The sequence below is a fragment of the Dickeya parazeae Ech586 genome (assembly GCF_000025065.1).
GTDB classification, from domain to species: domain Bacteria; phylum Pseudomonadota; class Gammaproteobacteria; order Enterobacterales; family Enterobacteriaceae; genus Dickeya; species Dickeya zeae.
On the sequence record NC_013592.1, the window covers coordinates 625,374 to 651,081 of the forward strand.

19 protein-coding genes and 1 tRNA gene are annotated in these 25,708 nt (G+C 54.7%); 12 read left to right on the forward strand and 8 right to left on the reverse strand.

Annotation, left to right across the window (positions count from 1 at the left end; all coding sequences use genetic code 11):
- Positions 1-22 precede the first annotated feature (22 nt).
- The 6 genes from uhpA (at position 23) to apbE (ending at position 7,453) form a co-directional block, all read left to right on the forward strand.
- Positions 23-613, forward strand: coding sequence for a transcriptional regulator UhpA (uhpA, locus tag DD586_RS02845; RefSeq protein ID WP_012883307.1), 591 nt, complete (start codon positions 23-25; stop codon positions 611-613).
- Positions 613-2,124 carry a signal transduction histidine-protein kinase/phosphatase UhpB gene (uhpB, locus tag DD586_RS02850; protein ID WP_012883308.1) on the forward strand — a complete coding sequence of 504 codons (1,512 nt, stop codon included), beginning with the start codon at positions 613-615 and terminating at the stop codon, positions 2,122-2,124. The genes uhpA and uhpB overlap by 1 nt, the downstream gene beginning before the upstream one ends.
- Complete coding sequence (gene uhpC / locus DD586_RS02855) at positions 2,124-3,485, forward strand: MFS transporter (protein WP_012883309.1); 1,362 nt, start codon at positions 2,124-2,126, stop codon at positions 3,483-3,485. The genes uhpB and uhpC overlap by 1 nt, the downstream gene beginning before the upstream one ends.
- Before the next feature lie 195 nt (positions 3,486-3,680).
- Positions 3,681-5,072 (forward strand): hexose-6-phosphate:phosphate antiporter, encoded by a 1,392-nt coding sequence (gene uhpT, locus DD586_RS02860; protein WP_012883310.1) that lies wholly within the window; start codon positions 3,681-3,683, stop codon positions 5,070-5,072.
- Between the two features lie 262 nt (positions 5,073-5,334).
- Positions 5,335-5,808 (forward strand): ATP-independent periplasmic protein-refolding chaperone Spy, encoded by a 474-nt coding sequence (gene spy, locus DD586_RS02865; RefSeq protein WP_012883311.1) that lies wholly within the window; start codon positions 5,335-5,337, stop codon positions 5,806-5,808.
- Between the two features lie 595 nt (positions 5,809-6,403).
- A complete protein-coding gene (apbE, locus tag DD586_RS02870; protein ID WP_012883312.1) occupies positions 6,404-7,453 on the forward strand; it encodes an FAD:protein FMN transferase ApbE in 1,050 nt (349 codons plus the stop codon).
- A gap of 79 nt (positions 7,454-7,532) precedes the next feature.
- Here apbE and DD586_RS02875 read toward each other — a convergent pair whose 3' ends face one another.
- Positions 7,533-9,218: a 2-isopropylmalate synthase gene (locus DD586_RS02875; protein WP_012883313.1), complete on the reverse strand. Its 1,686-nt coding sequence runs from the start codon at positions 9,216-9,218 to the stop codon at positions 7,533-7,535.
- Positions 9,219-9,497: 279 nt separating this feature from the next.
- Between DD586_RS02875 and DD586_RS02880 the strand changes: the two genes are divergently transcribed.
- The 3 genes from DD586_RS02880 to DD586_RS02890 all read left to right on the forward strand — a co-directional run bounded on the left by DD586_RS02880 (position 9,498) and on the right by DD586_RS02890 (position 14,723).
- Entirely contained in the window at positions 9,498-10,301 is an 804-nt protein-coding gene (locus DD586_RS02880) for an AraC family transcriptional regulator (protein WP_012883314.1), read from the forward strand.
- A gap of 581 nt (positions 10,302-10,882) precedes the next feature.
- The gene (locus DD586_RS02885; protein WP_012883315.1) at positions 10,883-13,660 is read left to right on the forward strand and encodes a flavocytochrome c; all 2,778 of its coding nucleotides are present in this window, start codon (positions 10,883-10,885) and stop codon (positions 13,658-13,660) included.
- A gap of 91 nt (positions 13,661-13,751) precedes the next feature.
- Entirely contained in the window at positions 13,752-14,723 is a 972-nt protein-coding gene (locus tag DD586_RS02890; RefSeq protein ID WP_012883316.1) for an FAD:protein FMN transferase, read from the forward strand.
- Between the two features lie 12 nt (positions 14,724-14,735).
- Here the strand turns inward: DD586_RS02890 and DD586_RS02895 are convergent, their stop codons facing one another.
- A complete protein-coding gene (locus tag DD586_RS02895) occupies positions 14,736-15,317 on the reverse strand; it encodes a TetR/AcrR family transcriptional regulator (RefSeq protein ID WP_012883317.1) in 582 nt (193 codons plus the stop codon).
- A gap of 93 nt (positions 15,318-15,410) precedes the next feature.
- Positions 15,411-16,460 (reverse strand): aldo/keto reductase, encoded by a 1,050-nt coding sequence (locus DD586_RS02900; protein WP_012883318.1) that lies wholly within the window; start codon positions 16,458-16,460, stop codon positions 15,411-15,413.
- 112 nt (positions 16,461-16,572) lie between these two features.
- Here DD586_RS02900 and DD586_RS02905 point away from each other — a divergent pair, with 112 nt between their 5' ends.
- Complete coding sequence (locus DD586_RS02905; RefSeq protein WP_012883319.1) at positions 16,573-17,436, forward strand: SDR family NAD(P)-dependent oxidoreductase; 864 nt, start codon at positions 16,573-16,575, stop codon at positions 17,434-17,436.
- A gap of 616 nt (positions 17,437-18,052) precedes the next feature.
- Here DD586_RS02905 and DD586_RS02910 read toward each other — a convergent pair.
- From DD586_RS02910 to rpsU, 4 genes are all read right to left on the reverse strand, one after another.
- Positions 18,053-18,128, reverse strand: a tRNA-Ile gene (locus DD586_RS02910).
- A 254-nt stretch (positions 18,129-18,382) separates the two neighbouring features.
- Positions 18,383-20,218, reverse strand: coding sequence for an RNA polymerase sigma factor RpoD (gene rpoD / locus DD586_RS02915; protein WP_012883321.1), 1,836 nt, complete (start codon positions 20,216-20,218; stop codon positions 18,383-18,385).
- Positions 20,219-20,374: 156 nt separating this feature from the next.
- Positions 20,375-22,129: a DNA primase gene (gene dnaG, locus DD586_RS02920; RefSeq protein WP_012883322.1), complete on the reverse strand. Its 1,755-nt coding sequence runs from the start codon at positions 22,127-22,129 to the stop codon at positions 20,375-20,377.
- 128 nt (positions 22,130-22,257) lie between these two features.
- A complete protein-coding gene (rpsU, locus tag DD586_RS02925) occupies positions 22,258-22,473 on the reverse strand; it encodes a 30S ribosomal protein S21 (RefSeq protein ID WP_001144069.1) in 216 nt (71 codons plus the stop codon).
- 229 nt (positions 22,474-22,702) lie between these two features.
- Between rpsU and tsaD the strand changes: the two genes are divergently transcribed.
- A complete protein-coding gene (gene tsaD, locus DD586_RS02930; protein ID WP_012883323.1) occupies positions 22,703-23,716 on the forward strand; it encodes a tRNA (adenosine(37)-N6)-threonylcarbamoyltransferase complex transferase subunit TsaD in 1,014 nt (337 codons plus the stop codon).
- Positions 23,717-23,770: 54 nt separating this feature from the next.
- On the opposite strand, the gene argR is transcribed toward tsaD, so the two are convergent.
- Positions 23,771-24,241 carry a transcriptional regulator ArgR gene (gene argR, locus DD586_RS02935; RefSeq protein ID WP_012883324.1) on the reverse strand — a complete coding sequence of 157 codons (471 nt, stop codon included), beginning with the start codon at positions 24,239-24,241 and terminating at the stop codon, positions 23,771-23,773.
- Between the two features lie 490 nt (positions 24,242-24,731).
- On the opposite strand from argR, the gene mdh reads away from it, so the two are divergent.
- Positions 24,732-25,673, forward strand: a complete 942-nt coding sequence (gene mdh / locus DD586_RS02940; RefSeq protein WP_012883325.1) for a malate dehydrogenase — start codon at positions 24,732-24,734, stop codon at positions 25,671-25,673.
- The last annotated feature ends 35 nt before the right edge of the window (positions 25,674-25,708 follow it).

Below are 25,708 nucleotides of genomic sequence, written 5' to 3' on the forward strand. Positions count from 1 at the left end.
TCCCTGTTCCCCAGGTTCAACCATGATTACCCTTGCCCTGATTGATGATCATCTTATTGTCCGTTCTGGTTTTGCCCAGTTGCTGGGGCTGGAGCCCGATATGCAGATAGTCGGGGAGTTCGGTTCCGGGCGTGAGGCGCTGGCGGGATTGCCGGGGCGGGGGGCTCAGGTATGTATCTGCGATATTTCTATGCCCGATTGCACCGGGCTTGAGTTGCTTGGTCAACTGCCGAAAGGCATGGCGGTGATTATGCTGTCGGTGCACGATAGCCCGGCATTGATTGAGCAGGCGCTGAATGCGGGCGCGCGTGGTTTTCTCTCTAAGCGTTGCAGCCCGGATGAACTGATTGCGGCCGTGCGTACCGTGGCAGGTGGCGGGTGTTATCTGACGCCGGATATCGCCTTGAAACTGGCGTCCGGCAGGCGGGATCCTTTGACGCGTCGCGAACGCCAGGTGGCGGAAAAACTGGCCCAGGGGATGGCGGTGAAAACCATCGCCGCAGAGCTGGGGTTGTCGCCAAAAACCGTTCACGTTCATCGCGCCAACCTGATGGAAAAGCTGGGCGTCAGCAATGACGTGGAACTGGCCCGACGCATGTTTGATGGTTGGTGATGCGCCCGATTGTCACCTGGCTCATTGCCGCTTTCGCCAGCAGTTTTATCTTTTGCGCCGCGTGGTTTTGCCTGTGGAGCATCAGCCTGCATCTGGTTGCGCGCCCGGATCTGGCGGTGTTGCTGTTTCCTTTCGGTTTGCGGCTGGGGTTGATGCTGCAATCGCCACGTCGTTTCTGGCCGGTGTTGCTGGCGAGCGAATGGCTGTTGCTGGTCTGGCTTGCGAGCGAAGTCGCGTTGACCCATCTCCCTTTGTTGCTCACGGGCAGCATACTGGCATTGTTGCCGGTGATGCTGGCATCCCGACAGGCCCGTCAGGATGACTGGCACACGTTGCTGTTGCAAGGCGGTGCGCTGATTGCGGCCGCGTTGTTGCAATCCCTGCCGTGGCTTGGCCGCAGTGAAGACTCACTTACCGTGTTGTTGTTGACGTTGACCGGTGGGCTGACGCTCTCGCCGACCTGTCTGCTTATCTGGCATTACCTGTCCAGTTCGACCTGGCTACCGCTGGGGCCATCGCTGGTGTCGCAGCCGGTGAACTGGCGTGGGCGCCATCTGCTGTGGTATCTGCTGCTGTTTGTGGTCAGCCTGGGGCTGCAACTGGGGCTACCGGCGGATTTATCGCGCTTTACCCCGTTTTGTCTGGCGCTGCCGATCATTGCGCTGGCCTGGCATTATGGCTGGCAGGGGGCGTTGATCGCTACGTTAATGAATGCGATTGCGCTTATCGCCAGCCAGACCTGGCATGAACATCCAGTGGATTTATTGCTCTCGTTGCTGGCTCAGAGCCTGACCGGGTTACTGCTTGGCGCGGGTATCCAGCGCTTGCGCGAGTTGAATGTGTCGCTGCAAAACCAACTGGTGCGTAATCGCCGCCTGGCAGAACGCCTGCTGGAGATGGAAGAATACGTGCGACGCGATGTCGCGCGGGAACTGCATGACGATATTGGTCAGACGATAACCGCCATTCGCACACAGGCGGGTATTCTTCAGCGGCTGGCCCCGGAAAGCCGCCATGTCCGTCAGAGTAGCACGCTCATTGAGCAATTATCGCTGAGTGTGTATGACTCGGTGCGACGATTGATGGGGCGTTTGCGCCCGCGCCAGTTGGACGACCTCACGCTGGAACAGGCGGTACGTTCGCTGATGCGCGAGATGGAGCTGGAAGAGCAGGGGATCATCAGCCACCTCGACTGGCATATCGACGAAGCGTCGCTCGGTGAAGGGTTGCGGGTCACGCTGTTTCGCGTCTGTCAGGAAGGGTTAAATAATATTGTCAAACACGCCAACGCCAGTGCGGTGACGCTACAGGCCTGGCAGCAGGATGAACGCCTGATGCTGGTTATCGAGGACGACGGTTGCGGTCTGCCGCCCGGGTCCGGCTCGGGTGGGTTTGGTCTGCTTGGAATGCGCGAGCGCGTGAGCGCGCTGGGTGGCACCCTGCAACTTTCCTGTACTCACGGTACGCGTGTCACCGTCAGTGTGCCACTGTCTGCCAGCAAGGAGTCTTGATGTCCGGCTTCCCTCACCCCCGTTTCTCCCTTATCCGGTTCCTGAATATTCCCGCCAGCGCGCCGCCGCTGCGCGACCGTCAGGCGATTGACGACACTTATCGTTACTGGCGTCGGCATATCCTGATTACGCTGTATCTGGGCTATGCGCTGTTTTACTTCACCCGGAAAAGTTTTAACGCCGCGGTGCCGGAGATTCTCGCCAGCGGATTAATGGCGCGTACGGATATCGGGCTGTTGGCCACGTTATTTTATGTGACCTACGGGGCGTCGAAGTTCCTGTCGGGTGTGGTGAGTGACCGTTCCAATGCCCGCTATTTTATGGGGATTGGGCTGCTGGCGACCGGTGTGACCAATATTTTGTTTGGTTTTTCCTCATCGCTGTGGGCGTTCGCGACATTGTGGATGGCGAATGCCTTTTTCCAGGGCTGGGGCGCACCGGTATGCGCCAGACTGCTCACCAGTTGGTATTCGCGCACTGAACGTGGCGGTTGGTGGGCGCTATGGAACACAGCGCATAACGTGGGTGGCGCGGTGATCCCGATGGTGGTGGGGGCGGCGACACTGCATTACGGCTGGCGTGCCGGGATGATGATCGCCGGTACGCTCGCGATCGTCGCCGGGTTGTTTTTATGCTGGCGGCTACGTGATAAGCCGCAGACGCTCGGCCTGCCGCATGTCGGGGAATGGCGGCAGGATGCGCTGGAGATAGCCCAGCAGCAGGAAGGTGCTGGCTTGTCGCACCGGGAGATCCTGCATAAGTATGTGTTCACTAACCCGTACATCTGGCTACTGGCGTGCTGTTACGTGCTGGTGTACGTGGTGCGTGCCGCCATCAACGACTGGGGCAACCTTTACATGTCGGAAACGCTGGGGGTGGATCTGGTGACGGCGAACTCGGCGGTGACCATGTTTGAGTTGGGTGGGTTTATCGGCGCGCTGGTGGCCGGGTGGGGGTCGGACAAAGTGTTTAACGGCAACCGCGGCCCGATGAACCTGATTTTCGCCGCTGGCATTTTGTTGTCTGTCGGTTCGTTGTGGCTGATGCCGTTCGCCAGCTATGTGATGCAGGCTACCTGTTTCTTTACCACCGGGTTCTTCGTTTTTGGCCCGCAAATGCTCATCGGCATGGCCGCTGCCGAATGCTCTCACAAGGACGCCGCCGGTGCCGCCACCGGGTTTGTCGGGCTGTTTGCCTATCTGGGGGCGTCGCTGTCGGGCTGGCCGCTGGCGCGTATCATGGACATCTGGCACTGGACCGGTTTTTTCGCGGTCATTGCCGTCGCGGGCGGCGTCTCAGCACTGTTGTTACTGCCTTTCCTGCGTGCGTCGTCGCCGCGAACCACGACAGATGTCGCGTGAACAGATGTAGCATGAACAGATATAGCGTGATTCGCTTCACCCTTTTCCTCTGAACCGGCAAAAACCGGGAAAATTTCCTAGTTTAAGCAGGACGTTCCCTCAAGCCCGTGGTGTCGGGGCTTCTTACAATGTGGGCTAAAAGGTCACTGCGGGTTGAAAGGCCGCAGGCTATCCCGTCCCGTAAGAGGAAACATCATGCTTAACTTTTTAACCCAGGTGCGTCGCCCGACGCTGGATCTGCCGCTCGATGTGCGGCGAAAAATGTGGTTTAAGCCGTTCATGCAGTCTTATCTGGTGGTATTCATCGGCTACCTAACCATGTATTTGATCCGTAAAAACTTTAACATCGCCCAAAATGACATGATCGGCACCTATGGGCTGAGCATGACGCAGCTTGGCATGATTGGTCTGGGCTTTTCGATAACCTACGGCGTGGGTAAAACGCTGGTGTCCTATTACGCCGACGGTAAAAACACCAAGCAGTTTCTGCCGTTTATGCTGATCCTGTCGGCGATTTGCATGCTCGGTTTCAGTGCCAGCATGGGAACCGGTTCCGTCAGCCTGCTTTTGATGATCGCGTTTTATGCGCTGAGTGGGTTCTTCCAGAGTACCGGCGGGTCATGCAGCTATTCCACGATTACCAAGTGGACGCCACGCCGCAAGCGCGGCACCTATCTGGGGCTGTGGAATATTTCCCATAACCTCGGCGGTGCGGGGGCCGCCGGTGTCGCTCTGTTCGGTGCCAACTATCTGTTCGACGGTCATGTCATCGGTATGTTTATTTTCCCGTCTATCATCGCGTTGGTTGTCGGCTTCATTGGCCTGCGGTTTGGCAGTGACTCACCGGAATCCTACGGCTTGGGAAAAGCAGAGGAGCTGTTTGATGAAGCTATCTCTGACGAAGATAAAGAAGCCGAGGACGGCACCATGACCAAATGGCAGATATTCGTTGAGTACGTGCTGAAAAATAAAGTGATCTGGCTGCTGTGTTTCTCCAATATCTTCCTGTACGTGGTGCGGATCGGTATCGACCAGTGGTCCACGGTGTATGCCTATCAGGAGCTGAAGTTACCGAAAGCTGTCGCCATTCAGGGCTTCACCCTGTTTGAAGCCGGTGCGCTGGTGGGAACGTTGTTGTGGGGCTGGCTGTCGGATTTGGCGAACGGCCGCCGTGGACTGGTTGCCTGTATCGCGCTGGCGCTGATCATCGTCACGCTGGGGGTCTATCAGCATGCCAGCAACCAGTATGTTTACCTGTCGTCGCTGTTTGCGCTGGGCTTTCTGGTGTTCGGCCCGCAGTTGCTGATTGGCGTAGCCGCCGTTGGGTTTGTACCGAAGAAAGCTATCGGCGCTGCGGATGGTATTAAAGGTACCTTCGCTTACCTGATTGGTGACAGTTTCGCCAAGCTGGGTTTGGGCATGATAGCCGATGGCACCCCGATTTTCGGGCTGACCGGCTGGGCGGGAACGTTTGCCGCGCTCGATGCCGCCGCTATCGGCTGTATCTGCCTGATGGCGATGGTTGCCGTGATGGAAGAGCGCAAAATCCGCCGTGAAAAACATCTTCGTCAGACGCAAACCGCCTGATAAACATAGCGTGATCGGGCGTTAACGAAAAGGCAGAGTGATTAACCACCCTGCCTTTTGCTCATTCTGGCGTGTCGCTTACGGAATACTTCCGCTTTCTCCACAATTGGCGCAATTGTGAATATCTCCCTTGCAAACCTTTACCCTGACTCTCGGTTAACTGAATTTCACCGACCTATACTGCATCACAAAGGTTGATGCATTACAGGTTGACGCACTGTGGTGTGTTGATAATTAAAACCGTAACGTGAAGGAAGGTCTTATGTCTAAATTAACTGTGATGATGATTGCCTCTGCACTGGCGCTGAGTAGCGCCGGGTTCGCCCACGCTCAGGATACCACCCCGCCGGATCAGGGGGGACGCATGATGAAACATCATGACGGCGAACGTGGCGAACGCGGAATGGAGGAAAACATGATGTTCAAGGGGCTGAACCTGACCGATGAGCAGCGCCAGAAAATGCGCGACATTATGGCGAATGCGAAAAAGGATCGTGAGCGTCCTTCGCCAGAACAGCGTGCGCAATGGCACAGCCTGATTGCGGCTGACAGTTTTGATAAAGCCAAAGCGGAAGCGGTGGTCAATAGCATGGTCGAGGCCAACAAAGCCCATATGCTGACCCGTCTGGAGATTCAGAACAAAATGTACAACGTGCTGACGCCAGACCAGAAAAAGCAGTTTAACGACAATTTTGCCAAACACCAGCAAGAACCTGCTGCACCGAAAGCGCCGTAATCACGCTAACCGGATGTCATCGAAACGCGCCTTGGGGGCGCGTTTGATGCTGTTGAAAAACAGCGATGTTGTTTTATGAATGGTGAAGTTTGTCCGGTCAGTGAAAAGTTTCGTGCGGAATGAGGGGTGTAGTTTCTTTGCTGCTTTATCGCACGCACGACAATGAGAGGCTCAAACGCCGCCTCTCCTTGACCACTGGCTTGGTGGCTAAACAGTGGCGCTACGCGCTACCTTCGGCGTTCGCCTTCGCTGTTCGGGCCGCCCGTGACGTGCTCCCGGCACGGCACGGGCTTTCGCCGCGTCCAGGCGGCTCACCCGGCGAAGTCGTCCACCTCAGCACTGTCTGGGACGCCAGAAAAACCTACTCACCGATAATCAAGGTATTTGTCAGCAATTTGAAACGCGCCTTGGGGCGCGTTTTTTAGTTGAGTACATGGGGTACAGGCCGTAAACCGGGCGGATGATTTTGACCGGCAGAAAGCACGATGTTGCACCGATCTCTTGCGTTCAGACAGGTTTTTTCCCATCAGCACTTTTCAATCGGTCTATCTTGCTCTATCAATAGCGCGTCATTGTGATTCAAGGAGTGCTGTTCATGGCGTCTTTCGCCCTAAAATCCGTTCTCTTTCTCGGTATTCTTGGCGTGCTGAGCGCCTGTAAACCGCAATCGCCCGCCGAAAATTCGCGCCCGTTTACCACCTTTGAAGGTAAAACCATGGGCACGTTCTACAGCGTGAAGATAAGCGGGGCGTTGCCGGAAAGCAGCCAGCAGTTGCAACAGGAAGTCGATGCGTTGCTGGAACAGGCGAACAACGAGATTTCCACGTACCGTAGTGATTCGGTTTTATCCCGTTTTAACCGCTACGCTGGGACAGACCCTCAGCCAATCAGTAATGGCATGGCGGATATTATTCTGGCCGCACAGCGTATCGGCCGGGCAACCGGCGGGGCGATGGATATCACGGTAGGGCCGCTGGTTAACCTGTGGGGGTTCGGGCCGCAGAAGCAGCCGACCAGGGTTCCCAGCCAGCAACAGATTGATGAGGCTCGGCATAAAGTGGGGCTAAACCACCTGCGTCTGATCAGTAATAATCAGGGCGAATGGCTGCAAAAAGATCTGCCCGATATGTATGTGGATCTTTCCACGCTGGGCGAGGGATACGGCGCTGAGTTGCTGGCGCAACTGATGACCCGTAAAGGCATCACCAATTATCTGGTGTCGGTCGGCGGCGCGATTTCCAGTCGAGGTGTCAACGGTCAGGGACAACCCTGGCGGGTTGCGATTCAGAAACCCACCGATAAAGAAAACGCGATTCAGGCCGCGGTTGACCTGCAGGGCTACGGTATCAGCACCTCCGGCAGTTATCGCAATTATTTCGAGCAGGATGGCAAGCGCTACTCTCATATCATCGACCCGGCCACAGGGCGGCCGATTACCCATCAGCTGGTTTCCGCCACCGTGATTGCCAGAACAGCGCTGGAAGCCGATGGCTGGGATACCGGGTTGATGGTGCTGGGTACCGAAAAAGCGTTGAAGCTGGCGGAACAGCAGGGACTGGCGGTTTACCTGATTACCAAAACCGATAAAGGATTCGAGGCGGTGATGACCCCGCAATTCAAGGCGTTTTTGTTACCGACGCCATAAGGCTTGTCGATAGGCGGGCGTTTAACGACCGGTAAAGACCACATAGGGGGTATCCCCTACGTGGTCATCATCATACTAATCAGTCAACTGTCGGCATGTCCGCAGAGAAGCGGGCTGCAGCGCTCAGGACTGCCTGAATCGACGCGGTCGTGATGTTCGTATGGCGGCCTACGCCAAAGCGTGAGCCGGGTACACCGGGTATGGCCGCCTCGACAATCGCCAGTGCTACCGCGCTGGAACCCGCGCCCAGGCTGCGTTCTTCATAGCTGTCTATGCGTAGCGGTAAGCCCAGCGCGGCCACCGTCGCGGCAATCGGGCCGTTGCCTGTTCCCTCGACAATCCTGACGTCTCCATCCGTATGAAGGAGTTCCAGTGCGATACCTTGTCCGTCGGCATGATCGAACAGGCGGTGGTGGCGATAGATAAAGCCGGGTTGTTCTTGCATCGGAACAAGGTATGTCCGTTCGAACAGCGCCCAAATTTGCTCACTGGCCAGTTCCGTTTCGCTGGTGTCGGCCAGCGCTTGTACGATAGCGCTGAACTCTACCTGCATTCGACGCGGCATGACGATACCGTGGTCGCGTTGTAGCAAGAACGCGATACCGCCTTTCCCCGACTGGCTATTGACGCGCACAATGCTGTCGTAAGTACGCCCGAGGTCCTTGGGGTCAATCGGCAGATACGGCACGCACCACGGCTTGTCGGCCTGTTGTGCGTGTTGTGCGGCGAAACCCTTGGCGATGGCATCCTGATGCGAGCCGGAAAAGGCCGTGAAGACCAGGTCGCCTACATACGGGTGACGTGGGTGAATGGGCAGCGCGGTACATTCTTCGGCGACACGGGCAACCGCCGCAATGTCAGAGAAATCCAAACCCGGCGCAATACCCTGCGTATACAGGTTCAACGCTAGCGTGACGACATCGACGTTGCCGCTGCGCTCGCCATTGCCAAACAGACAACCTTCGACACGCTGCGCACCGGCCAGCAGAGCCTGTTCGGCACAGGCAACGCCCGTCCCCCTGTCGTTGTGTGGATGTACCGACAGCACAATGTGCTCGCGCCGTGCCAGTCGCCGATCCATCCATTCGATTTGGTCGGCGAAGACGTTAGGCGTAGAAACCTCAACCGTGGTTGGCAGATTGATGATCATCGTTCGCTGTGGCCCGGCATCCCAGGCGTGAATAGCGGCGTTGCAGACGGACAGTGAAACGTCCAGCTCGGCCATGCAGAAGGTCTCGGGTGAGTATTGCAAGACCCACTCGGTTTCCGGGTGGGCTGCCGTTAGCCGCTTGAACAGCCCAATGTGGTGTTCCACCATGTCGATAATCTGCGGCACGCTCATGCCGAACACGGTTTCGCGCCAGACGGGAGCAATGGCATTGTAGAAATGTACGATGACACGTCGTGCGCCAGCTACACAGCGTACCGTTTCGGCGATCAGGTCTTCGCGCAATGGCGTCATGACCATTGGGGTGACGTCTTCGGGAATCTGTTCTGTGTCAATCAGGTGGCGCACTATTTCGAAATCCGTACGCGAGGCGGCGGGAAAGCCCACTTCAATCTCCTTGAAACCAAGGCGTACCAGTTCATGAAACAAGCGCAGCTTGCGCTCGCGGTTCATGGGTTCAAACAGCGCCTGATTGCCATCGCGTAAGTCGGTGGATAACCAGATGGGGGCGTGTGTCAGGGTACGTGACGGCCATTGACGATCAACAAGATTGACCAGCGGGGCCGGGCGGTATTTCTGGGAAGGATCTGTCAGCATGAAAACACTCCAAAGGGATCGTGGATACCCGACTCCCCTGGCCTGGGACAAGCTGACGACGGTCGGGGTCAGGGGGAATCAGGATGGGTCATGGCACGAACATGCGCGCGCCGACCCCGACCGGAAATCAGCGGTAGTCGTCGTTGCGAGAGGGTAAGTGTAGTCATGAGCGCAATAGACCCTGTGGAGTGATTTACCACCGATTCTAGGTCTTGCACGTTTAGTCTATCTACATAAAAATAGACAAATCCTTTATCAGTTTGGACAAAATACACGGACATGGGTTTCTCTTCTCCCCAAGACGGCGGCCATGCGCTTGATCTGAGTGCTGGCGAAGCCTGTGGTCTGCCAGTATTTGGTGTCGCCGTGCATTACCCCGCAGGCCATGTCGTGCCTTTGCATCAGCATCCGTATGGTCATGTGATCTATGCGGATCGCGGCTTGTTGCGTGTGGAAGCCGAAAGTGGTCAGTGGCTGGTGCCGCCCACGGCGGCAGTCTGGTTACGGCCGGGGGTGGCACACCGGCTGGTTGCCCCCGTGTCGCTGCAAGCATGCGGTTTGTTCGTGCGTGAGGAGGTTGTCGATCGTCTGCCGACGGTCGACTGTGTCGTGCATGTCTCGGGTCTGCTGCGTGAGTTGATTATGGCGTTGAGCCGAGTCGACGATCCGATCGCCTCTTCCCGGCGCATGCATCTGCTCGGTGCGCTGCTGGTGGAAGAACTGCATACCCAGCCCGTTCTTCCACTGCATCTACCGTGGCCGATGGGGGAGAACAACCCGATGCTGCGTGTATGCCAAACGCTGTTGGATAACCCTGGCGATGCCGCTACCGCTACGCAATGGGCTGGCTTGCTGGCAATGGGCGAGAAGACCTTTCACCGGCGCTTTATCCAGTCGACTGGCATGACCTTCGGCAGATGGCGTCAGCAGTTGCGGTTAATGTCATCACTCACGCTATTGATGCAAGGAATACCGATCACCCAGGTGGCGCTGGCGAGTGGTTACGACAGTCACAGTGCTTACAGCACGGCCTTTAGCAAACAGTTTGGGCAGCCACCTTCCGTATTTGTTGCCACCCGATAGAACCGCTGGCCTTCGATGGATCGTTGCGCAACGTGTCACGACAGCGTCGGCGTTTTATTGTGGGAACAGGGCAGATAAAATAAAGCGTCAGGATAGAAACCCTCATGATTCCACGTTAATCCTCATGAGAGGGTTTTTATTTTATGGGGCATGATTATGAACCGGTGTTTTATTTATGAGAGGGGCTCTGTCATATTTTTTTCTGGTGTTGACCCTGTTGTTACCGCTTTCGCAAACCCTGTTCTCCTACCACCGTTATGCTTAGCGCCAAAGCCGCCTTCTGGCTCATGACGCCTTCGTCAGCCCTTTACTGCCTCGTACCATCATTTCTCTTGCTCAGGTAAATAAAGCGTTATCTTATTTAAAATAAATGTGAACAACTTATTTTCCCTTTTACCACGCTTTAAACAACGCGATGACATAATAGTGGTTTATTAGTTAATTAACTAAATTGATTATTTAGAAACTAAAAAGCCAATCATATTAACGCTATGACATCGGCCCGCTTAAGCAAAACAAAAAACAATAAACCGATAACCCATTCAAAGCCTATAAAACATTGGTAATTTATGGAGTCTCTTATGAGCGTTAATAACCAGGTATTCAGTCCGTTTACCTTGCCTAACGGTGTCGAGCTTAAAAACCGTCTGCTGATGGCACCGATGACCACCTGTACCGGCTTTTATGACGGCACCGTCACCAGGGAACTGGTGGAGTACTATCAGGTGCGTGCCGGTAGTATCGGGGCGGTGATCGTGGAGTGCTGCTTTATCGACGATAAAGGGCTGGCATTTCCGGGTGCCATCGGTATCGACCACGACAATAAAATCGCCGGGCTGGCAAAAATCGCCTCCGCCATCAAGGAGAAAGGCTCAAAGGCTATTTTGCAAATCTACCACGGTGGTCGCATGGTGGAGCCGAAACTGATTGGCGGGCGTTCACCGGTTGGGCCCAGTGCAGTGGCCGCACCGCGTGAAGGCGCGGCGGTTCCGCTGGCGCTCACAGGCGAGGAAGTCGAGGCGATGATCGCCAAATTTGGTGAAGGGGTACGCCGTGCGATTGAAGCGGGGTTCGACGGTGTGGAAATCCACGGTGCCAATACCTATCTGATTCAGCAGTTTTACTCCCCGAACTCCAACCAGCGCACCGACGAATGGGGCGGTAGCCGCGACAACCGCGCCAGATTTCCGCTCGCTGTGCTGGATATCACTCACAAAATGGCACGCCAGTATGCAGACGATTCTTTCATCATCGGCTATCGCTTTTCGCCGGAAGAAATCGAAGAACCGGGCATCCGCTTTGACGACACCCTGTACCTGTTGGAGAAACTGGCGGCTCGCGGGCTGGATTATCTGCATTTCTCCATGGGGTATACCCTGCGTTCTTCCATCGTCGATACCACCGATCCTACCCCGCTGATTGGCAAATATGTCGCCATGCGTTCTGACACGCTGGCTAAAGTACCGGTTATCGGCGTGGGCGGGGTGGTTAATCAGGCGGATGCCGATGCCGCGCTGGAGCATGGTTACGACCTGGTGGCGGTAGGGAAAGCCTGCATTGCTTACCCGGACTGGACCGAGCGGCTCATTAGTCAGCAGAAGATCGACTTGTTTATCGACAGCACCCAGCGTGAAGCTCTGACCATTCCAGAGCCGTTGTGGCGCTTCTCTCTGGTGGAAGCGATGATCCGCGATATGGGTCTGGCAGCGAAGAAATTCAAAGCCGGCGTTTTTCAGGAAACCGTACAGGATGATGCCGGTGAGCTGGTTATTAACATCAGTCTGGAAACGGACCGCATCGCCGATGTGACACTCATGCCCCATGCGCAGTTGCATACCGACTTTGTCAGCAGCTTTGAGGTGATTCGTTCACGCATTCTGGAGGCGAACAGCCCGCATGTGGATGCTGTCACTGGTGCGACGGTGCAAAGCGAAGCGGTGAAAAAAGCCGTCTCCAAGGCACTGGCCCGATCCTGCAAGGCGGCGATTGTGGAGGAAGGTGGTGACCTGGCCGAGATGAATTGCTATGACGTGGTGGTGATCGGCAGTGGTGGCGCAGGCCTGGCAGCAGCGATTCAGGCCTGTGATGACGGTGCCCGCGTGCTGATTGTCGAGAAAATGTCCAGCATCGGTGGCAATACCATCAAAGCGTCTGTCGGTATGAATGCGGCAGGCACCCGTTTCCAGAAAATGCGCGGTATTGTCGACGACAAGCAGCGTTTCTACGAGGAGACCCTGAAAGGCGGTAAACAAAAAAATAACCCCGATTTGCTGAAACGATTCGTCGAAGGTGCGCCGATGGCGATCGACTGGCTGGCGGAGCGTGGCATCGAACTGAACGACATTACTATTACTGGCGGCATGAGCGTGGATCGTACCCACCGACCGGCAGATGGCTCGGCGGTTGGCGGTTTCCTGATCAGCGGGCTGGTCAAAAATATCAATAAGCGCAACATCGACGTCATGCTGGAAACCGCGGTCATTGATATCCTCCACGACGCCGGTGCGGTGACCGGGGTGCGTGTGCAGAGCGAAGACAACGAACAACTGACCATCGCCACCAAAGGGGTGATCGTTGCCACCGGTGGTTTCAGCGCCAATCGCGACATGGTGCTGAAATACCGCCCGGATCTGGATGGTTTTGTCACCACCAATCATCGCGGCGCCACTGGTTGCGGTATTGCCATTCTGGAGAAGGTCGGGGCGGATACGGTGGACCTGGGCGAAATTCAGATCCATCCCACGGTGGAGCAGAACACCTCTTATCTGATCTCTGAATCCATTCGCGGTGGCGGCGCGATTCTGGTGAATCAGCAGGGCCAACGCTTCTTTAACGAAATGGAAACCCGTGACAAGGTGTCGGCGTCAATCATCGCTCTGCCGGAGAAGTACGCCTATATTTTGTTTGATGAGCAGGTGAGGGTGAAAAATAAGGCGGCTGACGAGTATTTATCCCGTGGTTTTGTGGTGAGTGCGGCGTCTCCACGTGAACTGGCGGATAAACTGGCTATCGATGCTGATGCGCTACAGGCGACGCTGGCGCGCTATAACCGGTTTGTTGAAAAACAGCATGACGACGATTTTGGCCGTCAAACCGCGTTGCGTCATCCGCTCAATCAGGGGCCGTTTTACGCTATTCGCATCGCACCCGGTGTACATCACACTATGGGCGGTGTGGTGATCAATACCGATACCGCCGTGCTGGATCGCAAGAAACGGGTGATTCGGGGGGCTTTCGCTGCCGGTGAAGTGGTGGGCGGCATCCACGGCGGCAACCGCATTGGCGGTAACGCCATCGCCGATATCATCGTGTTTGGTATTCAGGCGGGCCGTAACGCCGCGACCTACGTGCGCATGTAAGTGCGGGGCTCGTGTCGGTCTGTCATGCCGGCCTGCGTCAGCCCTCGCTGCTGACGCAGGCTCGATCTGTTCTTTTTCAGAGGTCCCCACTATGCCGCCAGATGATCGGATTTATAGCTATTCCACTGTGCTGATGGGGTCACCCATCCTGCTCAAGTTGTTTGAGCCAAATGAGCCACTGGCAGTGTTGGTGTTTGGCCGCATTAAACAACTGGAAGATGTGTTGACCGTTAATCGGGATAACTCCGAGGTGATGGCTATCAATCAGGTGGCAGGAAAACACCCGGTTGTCGTCAGCCCGTGGTTGTTTAACCTGATTACGCGTGCCAGAGACGTCAGCTTGTTGGAAGGCAGCTGCTTTAACGTCACTATCGGACCGGTGGTAAAGCGCTGGAAAATCGGCTTTCAGGGGCACTGTGTGCCACCTGCTGATGAGCTGCGTGCGTTACTGGCGCTGACCGACCCCCGTCATGTCATTCTCAATGCAAAAGAGCGTTCGGTGTGGCTGGAAAAAGCAGGGATGGAAATCGATCTGGGAGCAATAGCGAAGGGCTATATTGCTGATGTCATCAGGCAATTCCTCTACCAACACCACGTCTATCATGCGCTGATTAATCTGGGCGGAAATGTCCTGGCTATCGGCAGGCCGCAAAGTGCCCATCAGGCCGCCTGGTCGGTGGGTTTACAAAAGCCGTTTGGCGACAACGGCGAACTCATCGGTATGATTCATGTAGCGAATAAGTCGGTGGTGACGTCCGGTATTTACGAGCGTTATTTCGAGTGTGATGGTCGTGTGTATCACCATATCCTCGACCCGAAAACCGGCTACCCGCTGGATAACGAATTACTCAGTGTCACCATTATTTCCGATGCTTCCATCGACGGGGACATCGACACCACCCTAATTTACGGTCTGGGTGTGGAAAAAGGTCTGGCTTACCTGTCCCGGTTACCGCACATCGAAGCCATTTTGGTGACTAAAGACCGGCGGGTGATGCTCTCCTCGCAGCGGCAGTATGATTTTACGCTGCTGGATGCGGAGTATGAGAAGGTGGTGCTGTAACGGCGCGACGCGCTATGCCTCGTTCAGCAGCGCTTTTTTGGCTGCCGCGAGAAATTCATCCGATAGCGGATCGCCACAGGTGGCTCGCGATAGTACCAATGCACCGATTAGCAAGGTTGCCTGCGTCAGTACCTGTTGCCTGCGCTGTTCGCCGTCTTCCTTGCCGGAAAGGGACTCCAGTCTGCCCAGCATGTCTTTCACGCCATTGAGATACACCTCTCGTATCGGTTTTTCTTCACTTTCCCGAGCGACATCACTGGCTAACGCGGTGATTGCGCATCCGTCCTTGACGTCATCACGGTGTTTGGCAGACAAGTAGTGTTCTACCAGTGTGTACAGGTTGTTTTGCCCCGGCTGTTGGCTGATCGCCTGCCATTGTATGCTGGCGTCTTCAAACGCCTTGCGGCTGGCGATAGCGGCCAGTTCATCCTTGGAAGCAAAGTGTCCATAGAAGCCACCATGGGTTAATCCCGCTGCTGCCATCAAGTCATTCACACTGACGCCGTTCAGGCCGCGTTCACGAAAGAGCTGCGAAGAAACGTGGATGATTTCTTCGCGGTTTCGCTCCATCTGCTGTTTTGATACACGGGCCATTGCTTTCTCCTCACCACCGGGCAGGCATCATCTTATTGTATGAAAATGTTAGACTCAATAGATGATGCCTTTCATCAATAATGATCAAACGACTCAGGCACGTGGCGGTCGTAGCGCGGCGATGCGCGCGGTGTCGCCGCCCTGAGCGCGGGGCAGACTGCTTGCTATCTGATCGTGCGGGGTCCCGAGCGAGACGGCGCTGGCGTTATCAAGGCGCACCATCTGTTCATCACTGAGCGTCACCTCCAGTGCCGCCAGAGTATCATCCAACTGATTCAGGGTACGGGAACCCAGAATAGGGATCAGACTAGTGCTGGAATGGGCCGCTTTCTGCCGCAGCCAGGCAATGGCAATGTGCAAAGGTTGCCGCTGTTGTTCTTGTGACACGGCGATGACTTCATCCAGCAGCGTGGTATCCCGCTCGATGTGCACCAGCCTGCCGCCAAATCCCTGTAGGCGACCTTCGCTGCTGTGGCGGTATTTCCCTGTCAACAGACCGCCGCCCAGCGGAGACCAAAGCGTTGCCGCCAGCCCCAGCGCTTCCGCCATCGGCAGCAGTTCCCGTTCGGCGGTGCGCTGTGCCAGGCTGTATTCCACCTGAATACCGGCAATACGCGACCAGCCACGCAGCTCCGCCATCGTATCCGCCCGGGCGATACGCCAGGCCGGAAAATTGGATAGCCCGGCATACTGGATTTTCCCTGAGTGGATCAGATAGTCAAAGGTGCGAACGATCTCTTCAAGCGGGGTTAACTGGTCGTCAAAATGTGCCCACAGTATATCAATACGGTCGGTTTTCAGTCGCTTAAGACTGTTTTCCACCGACGAAATCATGTTCTTACGGCTGTTGCCGGTTTGAGAGATGCCCGCGTCCGGCATCGCGCTGAGGGTATATTTCGTCGCGACGACAAAGTGATCGCGATCAGCGGCGATGAACTCGCCGATTATCTCCTCAGACTGGCCGAACTGATAGGCATCAGCCGTATCGATAAAGTTGCCGCCAGCATCGGTATAACGATCAAATACCTGCTTTGCCTCTTCTTTTTCCGAACCATAGCCCCAACGGGTACCAAAGTTGCCTGTGCCGAGCGCCAGCTCGGATACGCGTAAACCGGTGTTACGACCAAACGTGGTGTAGTGCATGATGCTACCTCTCATATTATAAATGTCAGTTGACATCTATAATATATGTCATACATCATCTATCCATGCAAGCATGATGTTCATCATCTCTCTCTGACAAAAGAGTAAACGTATGACAACGACTCCTTCGGTTCTCATTACCGACGCTTCATCCGGCATTGGCGCTGTCTATGCCGAGCGTTTCGCCAGCCGTGGCCATGATCTGGTGCTGGTTGCCCGCGATCATGTACGCATGGATGCCCTGGCAACCGATCTGAGCCAGAAGAATGGCGTCACTGTCGATGTTCTGTCGGCTGATCTCACCCGATCCGACGATCTTGCTGCGGTGGAGGCGCGACTGCGCGAAGACAGGCGTATTGGGATCCTCGTGAATAACGCGGGAATAAATATCGGTGGGAACTTCATTGAACAGTCGACGGACGATGTCGAGCGGCTGGTCACACTCAACACGACGGCGCTTGTCCGGCTTACCAACGCGATTGCCCCGCGGCTGGCGAAGGTAGGTGGGGGGACCATCATCAATATTGGCTCAGTGGTCGGTATGGCACCGGAGTTCGGGTTGACCGTTTATGGTGCGACCAAGGCGTTCGTGCTGTTTCTGTCTCAGGGACTCAGTCTTGAGCTGGCTCCTTGTGGTGTCTACGTTCAGGCCGTGCTTACTGACGTGACGTACACGGAGATTGGGGAGTGCTCAGGCACTGACATCAATACGCTTCCCGATCTGATGGCAGTAGAGGAACTGGTGGATACCGCGCTGGTTGGTTTTGATCGCCGCGAACCGGTAACCATCCCGTCGCTCCACGAATTCGGGCAATGGGCGACCTATCAATATGCCCGGCAAGCTATGCTGCCGGGGTTCGCACAGGCGCATTCTGCCGCACGTTATCGACTGATGCATACGCCGATAATGAATTGCGTCCACAGTGCGCCGATTTTATTTACTCAGAAAACAGACAGCCTAATGACGAATCAATAGACGAGGTATTTTATGACATCAAATAAGCCGATAGTGCCAGGTTTACTGGAGTTGGGTATCCGGCACACTCAAAGACAAGTACAGCCCGATAATCGGGTGATCGATCCCCACCTACCCAACCCGCCGTGTGCGGGCTTTTTTACATCCCTCGGATGACGCGCTCAGCGGGCTGCTGAGCCACGCCCTTTCCCGGTCACCTTGCCGCCATGCCAACCCATTGCGCCGCTGCCGGGCTTTTGCGGAAGAACGTCCACTGAAAACGTTGAAAGGAATTTCAGCGTTTTTCAGCTTTTTGGATCGGGAAAGGATCGATTTGAAATTACAACTGTCAGAAATGAAAGGGTTTTGTGTGGATTTGGTCAGTTTGAATGGATCTCTGAATGCGAGTAGGCGTTATCTTGGGCCACCTTGTTTGCAGCAATGATGCGGGTTTGGGTGTGGTGAGGCTGTTTGCAGGAACTGAAAAGCGGTGAACAAGCCGTAATTGAGGAAGCTACAGAGAAGGCTGAGCGTATTATGATGAAAGTCCACCGCCATTCTATCGCCACTAAACGGAGAAGACAAAAAAGCCACCCGCTAAAAGGTGGCTTAATCATATGCTTTTAAAGCTAAAATTTGGTGGCCCCTGTTGGGTTTGAACCAACGACCAAGCGATTATGAGTCGCCTGCTCTAACCACTGAGCTAAGGGGCCATGCGGGTGTTGATTATAGGTAATCCGGCTAGTCGGGTCTATAGCGCGGCGACCATATGGTCGTTTTGTATTCACTCTACAGTGGATTGTTATTATTAGGGATTCGCACATCTTCTGGTGGGATAGGGTACGGGGGCATCGGTTGGGTGAAGGGGATCGCTTCTGCCCGGCAGACTGGCTGGGTAAGGCTATCGAGGCCTAAATAAAAACCCCCGGTCGAAGCCGGGGGTGTGATAAGAGTAAAACCTGTTCTCTTAGTCGTCCAGGAAGCTACGCAGTACTTCAGAACGGCTCGGGTGGCGCAATTTACGCAACGCTTTGGCTTCTATCTGACGAATACGCTCGCGGGTAACATCGAACTGTTTGCCGACTTCTTCCAGCGTGTGGTCGGTGTTCATGTCGATACCAAAACGCATACGCAGCACTTTGGCTTCACGCGCGGTCAGGCCAGCCAGTACGTCGTGGGTGGCAGAACGCAGACTTTCCGAGGTGGCAGAGTCCAGCGGCAGCTCCAACGTGGTATCTTCGATGAAATCGCCCAGATGCGAATCTTCATCGTCACCGATCGGGGTTTCCATCGAGATAGGCTCTTTGGCGATCTTCAATACCTTGCGGATCTTGTCTTCCGGCATCAGCATGCGTTCGGCCAGTTCTTCCGGCGTCGGCTCGCGACCCATTTCCTGCAACATCTGGCGAGAAATACGGTTGAGTTTGTTGATGGTCTCAATCATATGCACCGGGATACGGATAGTGCGCGCCTGATCCGCAATAGAACGGGTGATCGCCTGACGGATCCACCAGGTAGCGTAGGTGGAGAACTTATAGCCACGGCGGTATTCGAATTTGTCTACCGCTTTCATCAGGCCGATGTTGCCTTCCTGAATCAGGTCGAGGAACTGCAAGCCACGGTTGGTGTATTTCTTGGCGATCGAGATAACCAGACGCAGGTTCGCTTCCACCATTTCTTTCTTGGCGCGGCGCGCTTTGGCTTCGCCGATGGACATGCGACGGTTGATGTCTTTTACCTGCTCGATAGTCAGGCCGGTTTCTTCTTCGATCTGTTGCAGTTTTTGCAGGCTGCGATGTACGTCGTCTTCAACTTCGCGCAGTTTTTCACACCAGGGTTTGCCCATGGACACTGCGGCTTCGAACCACTTGCTGTTGGTTTCGTTGCCGGTAAACAGCGTCACAAAGTTTTTCTTCGGCATTTTGCAAAGTTCAACGCACAGCTTCATGATCTGGCGTTCCTGTGCACGCACGCGATCCATCATGGAACGCATGTTATTTACCAGCAGGTCGAACTGTTTTGGCACCAGACGGAACTGCTTGAACACCTCAGACAGTTTGTTGATTTCTTCAATAGCCGACGGGTGGCTGCGGCCATGCGCCTTGATGCTGACGCGGGTCGCTTCGTACTGATCGCGCAGTTCGGTGAATTTCTGACGCGCCAGCTCCGGGTCGATGCTGTTGTCATCGTCGGTATCGTCTTCGTCTTCTTCGTTTTCGTCGTCGTCATCGTCGATGCCGTCATCAGCCAGTTCGGCGTTTTCAGGCGCGGCATTCGGTGCCAAATCTTCTTCGGCGTTCGGATCGACAAAGCCTGTGATCAGATCGGACAGGCGGCTTTCTCCGGCTTCAACGCGATCATACTGTTCCAACAGATAGGTGATCGCTTCTGGATACTCGGCAACAGAGCACTGAACCTGATTGATACCGTCTTCGATTCGCTTCGCGATATCGATTTCCCCTTCACGGGTCAGCAGTTCGACGGTGCCCATTTCACGCATGTACATGCGAACGGGATCGGTTGTGCGGCCAATCTCGGATTCGACGCTGGACAATACCTGTGCTGCGGCTTCAGCAGCGTCTTCGTCGGCGGTATTCTCAGCCAGCATGAGATCATCGGCATCTGGTGCTTCTTCCATCACCTGGATGCCCATGTCGTTAATCATCTGGATGATGTCTTCGATCTGATCGGAGTCGATGATATCTTCCGGCAGATGGTCATTGACCTCGGCATAGGTCAGGTAGCCTTGCTCCTTACCACGGGTGACAAGTAGCTTGAGCTGTGACTGCGGGTTTTGCTCCATAAGACGGTATCCACACTTCAGAATATTGGGGTTGGTGTCGGTCAGCGTAAATCGCTAACAATAGCATTAGGGGAATTTTTCTTATCGCCGCAGCCCCTGTAGCGGCACGCTGTAGGGATCAACCCTACTATTTATCGGCAGTTAAGCCGCAGGAAATCAGTTTTTTCGTGTCAGCGCCAGTTGCAGAGACCACAACTCTTTGCGCTCATTCATGCTCAGCCCGTGTGTTCTCTCGCGGGCAATGAGCGTATCCATCCGTTGCTGAAGCAACTGGTCGTAGAGCTCGGCCAGGCTGACCCGGAATTTCTCTTCGAGCTCGTCGTCTTCAATCATATGGTCCCAGGAGGCGAGGGTTTCAAGCTGCTTGCGATATTTACTTTCGCGATATTTCTCCAGCAGCAGCCCCATGTTCATGCCTGGGCTTTCATTGCAGGCTTTCACCAGATCTAAAAATAGCTCCAGCCCTGCCACTTTACTTTCTTCCACACCATCCAGTGCCAGTGTCGGCACCTCGGCGGACAGCCTCGGGTTTTGTACTAAAAGTCCTATCAGTATACGCATAGTTGTGACTTTTAGCCGTGGAGGCTGGTAAGACAATGTTTGTTCCGCTGTCTTCGGCAACAGGCGATCCAACTGGCTGTCATCCAGCAGCCCCAGTTTATGGCCGAGCTGTTGACGTAAGTATAAGCGTAACGTCTCCCCCGGCACCTGACTAATAAGGGGTAAAGCCAGCGTGCTCAGCTTGGCCCGCCCGTCAGGGGTACTCATGTCTACCTGTTGTAACAGCGAGTCGAACAAAAATGACGACAGCGGCATCGCCTGTTCAATGCGCTGCTCGAACGCTGCTTTGCCTTCCTGACGCACCAGCGTATCCGGGTCCTCGCCATCTGGCAGGAACATAAAACGCAACTGTCTGCCATCATCCAGATAGGGTAGCGCGGTTTCCAGCGCTCGCCAGGCGGCATCGCGTCCAGCACGGTCGCCATCGTAACAACACACCACCTGATCGGTGGCGCGGAACAGCAATTGAATATGGTCCGCCGTTGTTGACGTTCCCAGTGAGGCGACTGCGTAATCGATGCCAAACTGTGCCAGTGCAACCACATCCATATAGCCTTCGACCACCAGCAACCGCTTCAATTCCGGATTTTTCTGCTGTGCTTCGTACAGGCCGTACAGCTGTCGACCTTTATGAAAAATCTCGGTTTCCGGTGAGTTCAGGTACTTTGGGGTGCCGTCACCCATGACCCGACCACCGAACGCAATGACCCGTCCGCGTTTATCACGGATAGGGAACATCACCCGATCGCGAAAACGATCGTAAGTACGACCATTCTCGTTAGTTACCAACATACCGGCGTCAGTCAGCGTCGTTTTATCGTCGCTGTTGCGTCCGAAACGCTTTAACGCGTTATCCCACCCTGGCAGCGTACATCCGATGGCGAACTGACGGATGATGTCATCGCTCAAACCGCGTCTGGCCAGATACTCTCTGGCTGGCGTACCGGCGGGTTGGTTCAGAGTATGTTGGTAAAATGCGCTTAATTGTTCCATCAGCTCGTATAAACTTTGCCGTTGGTGGCGTTCGAGCTGGGTCGGACCGGTGCCTGCTTCGTAAGGGACATCCAGACCGTGCATTGCAGCCAGTTCTTCAATGCTTTCAACAAATTCCAGACGATCGTAATTCATCAGGAAATCAATGGCGTTGCCGTGGGCTCCGCAGCCAAAGCAATGGTAGAACTGCTTATCACCGTTTACGGTGAATGACGGGGTTTTCTCGTGGTGGAACGGGCAACACGCGTGGTAATTCTTGCCCTGCTTTTTCAGTTTAACGCGCGCATCGATCAGGTCGACGATGTCGGTTCGGGCTAGCAGGTCATTAATAAATACGCGGGGAATACGTCCAGCCATAAGCCCCTTATCTATATACGTTTATAAACGACAATAAGCCGCGCATTCCTTTCGGAAATGCACGGCCTTCGTATGCAACTGCTAAGTCTGCGGATTAATCACGCGGTGGAGGATAACCCTCCTAAAAATTAATACAGACGAGTGCGGCGTGCGTTTTCTCGAGCCAGCTTCTTAGCGTGACGTTTCACAGCAGATGCTTTAGCGCGTTTACGTTCGGTAGTCGGTTTTTCATAGAACTCACGACGACGAACTTCAGCCAAAACACCCGCTTTTTCGCAGGAACGCTTGAAACGACGCAGAGCAACGTCGAACGGCTCGTTTTCACGTACTTTAATTACCGGCATGTGCCTCTCACCTCAGTAAATTCGGTTTGTTGCTGGCCTTGTGCCAGCCTTTTCAAAATGGTGCGGAATTCTACTGCAACTGTGGCGCGTTTGTAAAGTCCATCAGCGATCATAAAACGCGCGATGCGGGGGTACGTGTCTGCGGGCGGGCTTATGATAGACTATGCGCCGCCTGAATCAAGCGGCCAGGTTGGTCGCGGTAAAAATGTAACCGAGAGTGAAAACAGCAATGCGCGTATTGGGTATTGAAACATCCTGCGATGAAACCGGGGTCGCGATTTATGACACGCAGGCCGGGCTGCTGGCAAATCAGCTTTATAGCCAGGTAAAACTGCATGCCGATTATGGTGGCGTGGTGCCTGAACTGGCTTCCCGCGATCATGTCCGCAAGACCGTGCCACTGATTCAGGCGGCGTTAAAAGAAGCGGGGCTACAGCAGGGTGATATCGATGCCATTGCATACACCGCAGGCCCAGGTCTGGTCGGCGCGCTACTGGTGGGCGCGACAGTGGGACGTTCGCTGGCGTTCGCCTGGAATGTGCCCGCCATACCGGTACATCACATGGAAGGGCACCTGCTGGCGCCCATGCTGGAAGATAACCCTCCTGCGTTTCCGTTTGTCGCACTGTTGGTCTCCGGTGGGCATACTCAGTTGATCAGCGTGACCGGTATTGGCGAATACCGTTTGCTGGGCGAATCGATTGATGATGCGGCGGGGGAAGCGTTCGATAAAACCGCCAAACTCTTAGGGCTGGATTACCCGGGGGGGCCGTTGCTGTCAAAAATGGCGCAAAACGGGTACCCCGGTCGTTTTGTCTTCCCGCGGCCAATGACGGATCGCCCCGGTCTGGATTTCAGTTTCTCGGGATTGAAGACCTTTGCCGCCAATACCATCCGTGAGAATGGCAACGATCCGCAGACGCAAGCAGATATCGCCCGTGCGTTCGAAGATGCCGTCGTTGATACGCTGGCCATCAAGTGTCGACGTGCGCTTGACGAGACCGGGTTCAGTCGTCTGGTGATGGCAGGAGGCGTAAGCGCTAATCGGACATTGCGTCAGCGTCTGGCCGAGATCATGGCAAAACGCGGTGGTGAGGTGTTCTATGCGCGTCCTGAGTTTTGTACCGATAACGGCGCGATGATTGCGTATGTGGGCGCAGTACGGTTCGCACAAGGCGTTACCGGGGAGCTCGGCATTACTGTGCGGCCGCGCTGGCCGTTGGCAGAATTACCGGCCTTGTGATGCGTTGCTGATGTCGCCTTGTCGCCCCGAACTCATCGCGGGGCGGCGGGAAAATCAGAGTTCCTGTTCAAACAGAACCAGGATGGCTTCATACAATTGTTTGACGCTAAATCCTCTGGCTGGCGTGGTGAAAATGGTGTCATCACCCGCAATAGTGCCAAGAATACCTTCCGATTTGCCCAGTGAGTCCAGCAGGCGTGCGATTAACTGCGCCGCGCCCGGGCTGGTATGAATGACGACCACGGCATCGTTGTGATCAACATCCAGCACCAGATTTTTCAGCGGGCTGGTCGTGGTAGGCACCCCTAACTCAGCAGGCAGGCAGTAAACCATTTCCATTTTCGCGTTGCGGGTACGCACTGCGCCAAACTTGGTCAGCATGCGTGACACTTTCGACTGGTTGATGTTGTCGAAGCCATCGTCCTGCAATGCCTGCACGATTTCGCTCTGAGAGCTGAATTTCTCTTCTTTTAACAGCGCTTTGAACGCTTTAACCAGATCTTCTTGTTTAGTAGAACTACGCATTCTGCACCGTGTCCGGGGAAAAGTGAAACATACCGCGATTATGCATTTAAATGAATTTTTATGCAATATAGGCGCGTATAAACCCGAATTATGGGGGAAACCTATCAGGCGAGAAAATGCGTAAGGCGATACTTTACCGGGACGTCAAAAAGTGTGCTCTTCATCACATAAAAGTAAAATAAATGTTATCAAAATGATGTTGTTTGGGGGCTGCTTACAGGTGTAATGTAACATACCCGTTAATCAGTCGTGGGCTTATGTCGGGGCACGCCACAATTGCCTGTTACTTTAATTACCTTTCAGATATCAGGCCGATTGTTAGTTTATTATTAATCACATAGTGCGTTATCGCTGCGCACCGATCTACTGCAGCGGACCTATGTAGTGCCCCTCTGAAAGCAGGTCTGGTGCCTGGCTTCTCTCGCGAGCATAAACGTTTTTAACTAAACGCATCCACGGTAATTTTACTTAACATAATAAGGAGTTTAGGATGAAAGTTGCAGTTCTCGGAGCCGCAGGTGGTATTGGTCAAGCCCTTGCTCTTCTCCTCAAAACCCAGCTTCCTTCAGGTTCAGAGCTCTCACTTTATGATATTGCTCCGGTTACACCGGGCGTGGCGGTTGATCTGAGCCACATTCCTACCGACGTGAAAATCAAAGGTTTCAGTGGTGAAGATGCGACTCCGGCTCTGGAAGGCGCGGATATCGTGCTGATGTCTGCCGGGGTTGCCCGTAAGCCGGGTATGGATCGTTCCGATCTGTTTAACGTTAATGCCGGCATTGTGCGTAACCTGGTTTCTCAGATTGCCAGCACTTGCCCTAAAGCCTGTATTGGTATCATCACCAACCCGGTCAATACCACGGTGGCGATTGCGGCTGAAGTCCTGAAACAAGCGGGCGTCTATGACAAAAACAAATTGTTCGGTGTGACGACGCTGGATATTATCCGCTCAAATACGTTCGTGGCTGAACTGAAAGGCAAACAGCCGCAGGACGTTGAAGTGCCGGTTATCGGTGGTCACTCCGGTGTGACCATTCTGCCGCTGCTGTCCCAGATTCCGGGCGTGAGCTTCACTGAGCAGGAAGTGGCTGACCTGACCAAACGTATTCAGAATGCCGGTACCGAAGTGGTTGAAGCGAAAGCCGGTGGCGGGTCTGCGACCTTGTCCATGGGGCAGGCTGCTGCTCGCTTTGGTTTGTCTCTGGTGCGTGCTATGCAGGGTGACAGCGGTGTGGTTGAGTGTGCTTATGTTGAAGGTGATGGCAAACATGCTCGCTTCTTCGCACAGCCGCTGTTGCTGGGCAAAAACGGTGTAGCTGAGCGTAAAGAGATTGGTACGCTGAGCGCATTTGAACAACAGGCGCTGGTCAGCATGCTGGATACCCTGAAGCAGGATATCGCGTTGGGCGAAGAATTCGTCAACAATAAATAATCACCTTTGGTGATAGTCCGTATTGCTGATAAGGC

Bases quoted from the DNA above. Each gene is read 5' to 3' on its own strand.
- uhpB (WP_012883308.1), top strand. From the start codon at position 613: ATGCGCCCGATTGTCACCTGGCTCATTGCCGCTTTCGCCAGCAGTTTT.
- DD586_RS02900 (WP_012883318.1), bottom strand. From the start codon at position 16,460: ATGCACTACACCACGTTTGGTCGTAACACCGGTTTACGCGTATCCGAG.
- apbE (WP_012883312.1), top strand. From the start codon at position 6,404: ATGGCGTCTTTCGCCCTAAAATCCGTTCTCTTTCTCGGTATTCTTGGC.
- uhpC (WP_012883309.1), top strand. From the start codon at position 2,124: ATGTCCGGCTTCCCTCACCCCCGTTTCTCCCTTATCCGGTTCCTGAAT.
- uhpT (WP_012883310.1), top strand. From the start codon at position 3,681: ATGCTTAACTTTTTAACCCAGGTGCGTCGCCCGACGCTGGATCTGCCG.
- rpoD (WP_012883321.1), bottom strand. From the start codon at position 20,218: ATGGAGCAAAACCCGCAGTCACAGCTCAAGCTACTTGTCACCCGTGGT.
- DD586_RS02895 (WP_012883317.1), bottom strand. From the start codon at position 15,317: ATGGCCCGTGTATCAAAACAGCAGATGGAGCGAAACCGCGAAGAAATC.
- DD586_RS02880 (WP_012883314.1), top strand. From the start codon at position 9,498: ATGGGTTTCTCTTCTCCCCAAGACGGCGGCCATGCGCTTGATCTGAGT.
- spy (WP_012883311.1), top strand. From the start codon at position 5,335: ATGTCTAAATTAACTGTGATGATGATTGCCTCTGCACTGGCGCTGAGT.
- dnaG (WP_012883322.1), bottom strand. From the start codon at position 22,129: ATGGCTGGACGTATTCCCCGCGTATTTATTAATGACCTGCTAGCCCGA.
- argR (WP_012883324.1), bottom strand. From the start codon at position 24,241: ATGCGTAGTTCTACTAAACAAGAAGATCTGGTTAAAGCGTTCAAAGCG.
- DD586_RS02905 (WP_012883319.1), top strand. From the start codon at position 16,573: ATGACAACGACTCCTTCGGTTCTCATTACCGACGCTTCATCCGGCATT.
- DD586_RS02885 (WP_012883315.1), top strand. From the start codon at position 10,883: ATGAGCGTTAATAACCAGGTATTCAGTCCGTTTACCTTGCCTAACGGT.
- tsaD (WP_012883323.1), top strand. From the start codon at position 22,703: ATGCGCGTATTGGGTATTGAAACATCCTGCGATGAAACCGGGGTCGCG.
- DD586_RS02875 (WP_012883313.1), bottom strand. From the start codon at position 9,218: ATGCTGACAGATCCTTCCCAGAAATACCGCCCGGCCCCGCTGGTCAAT.
- rpsU (WP_001144069.1), bottom strand. From the start codon at position 22,473: ATGCCGGTAATTAAAGTACGTGAAAACGAGCCGTTCGACGTTGCTCTG.
- mdh (WP_012883325.1), top strand. From the start codon at position 24,732: ATGAAAGTTGCAGTTCTCGGAGCCGCAGGTGGTATTGGTCAAGCCCTT.
- uhpA (WP_012883307.1), top strand. From the start codon at position 23: ATGATTACCCTTGCCCTGATTGATGATCATCTTATTGTCCGTTCTGGT.
- DD586_RS02890 (WP_012883316.1), top strand. From the start codon at position 13,752: ATGCCGCCAGATGATCGGATTTATAGCTATTCCACTGTGCTGATGGGG.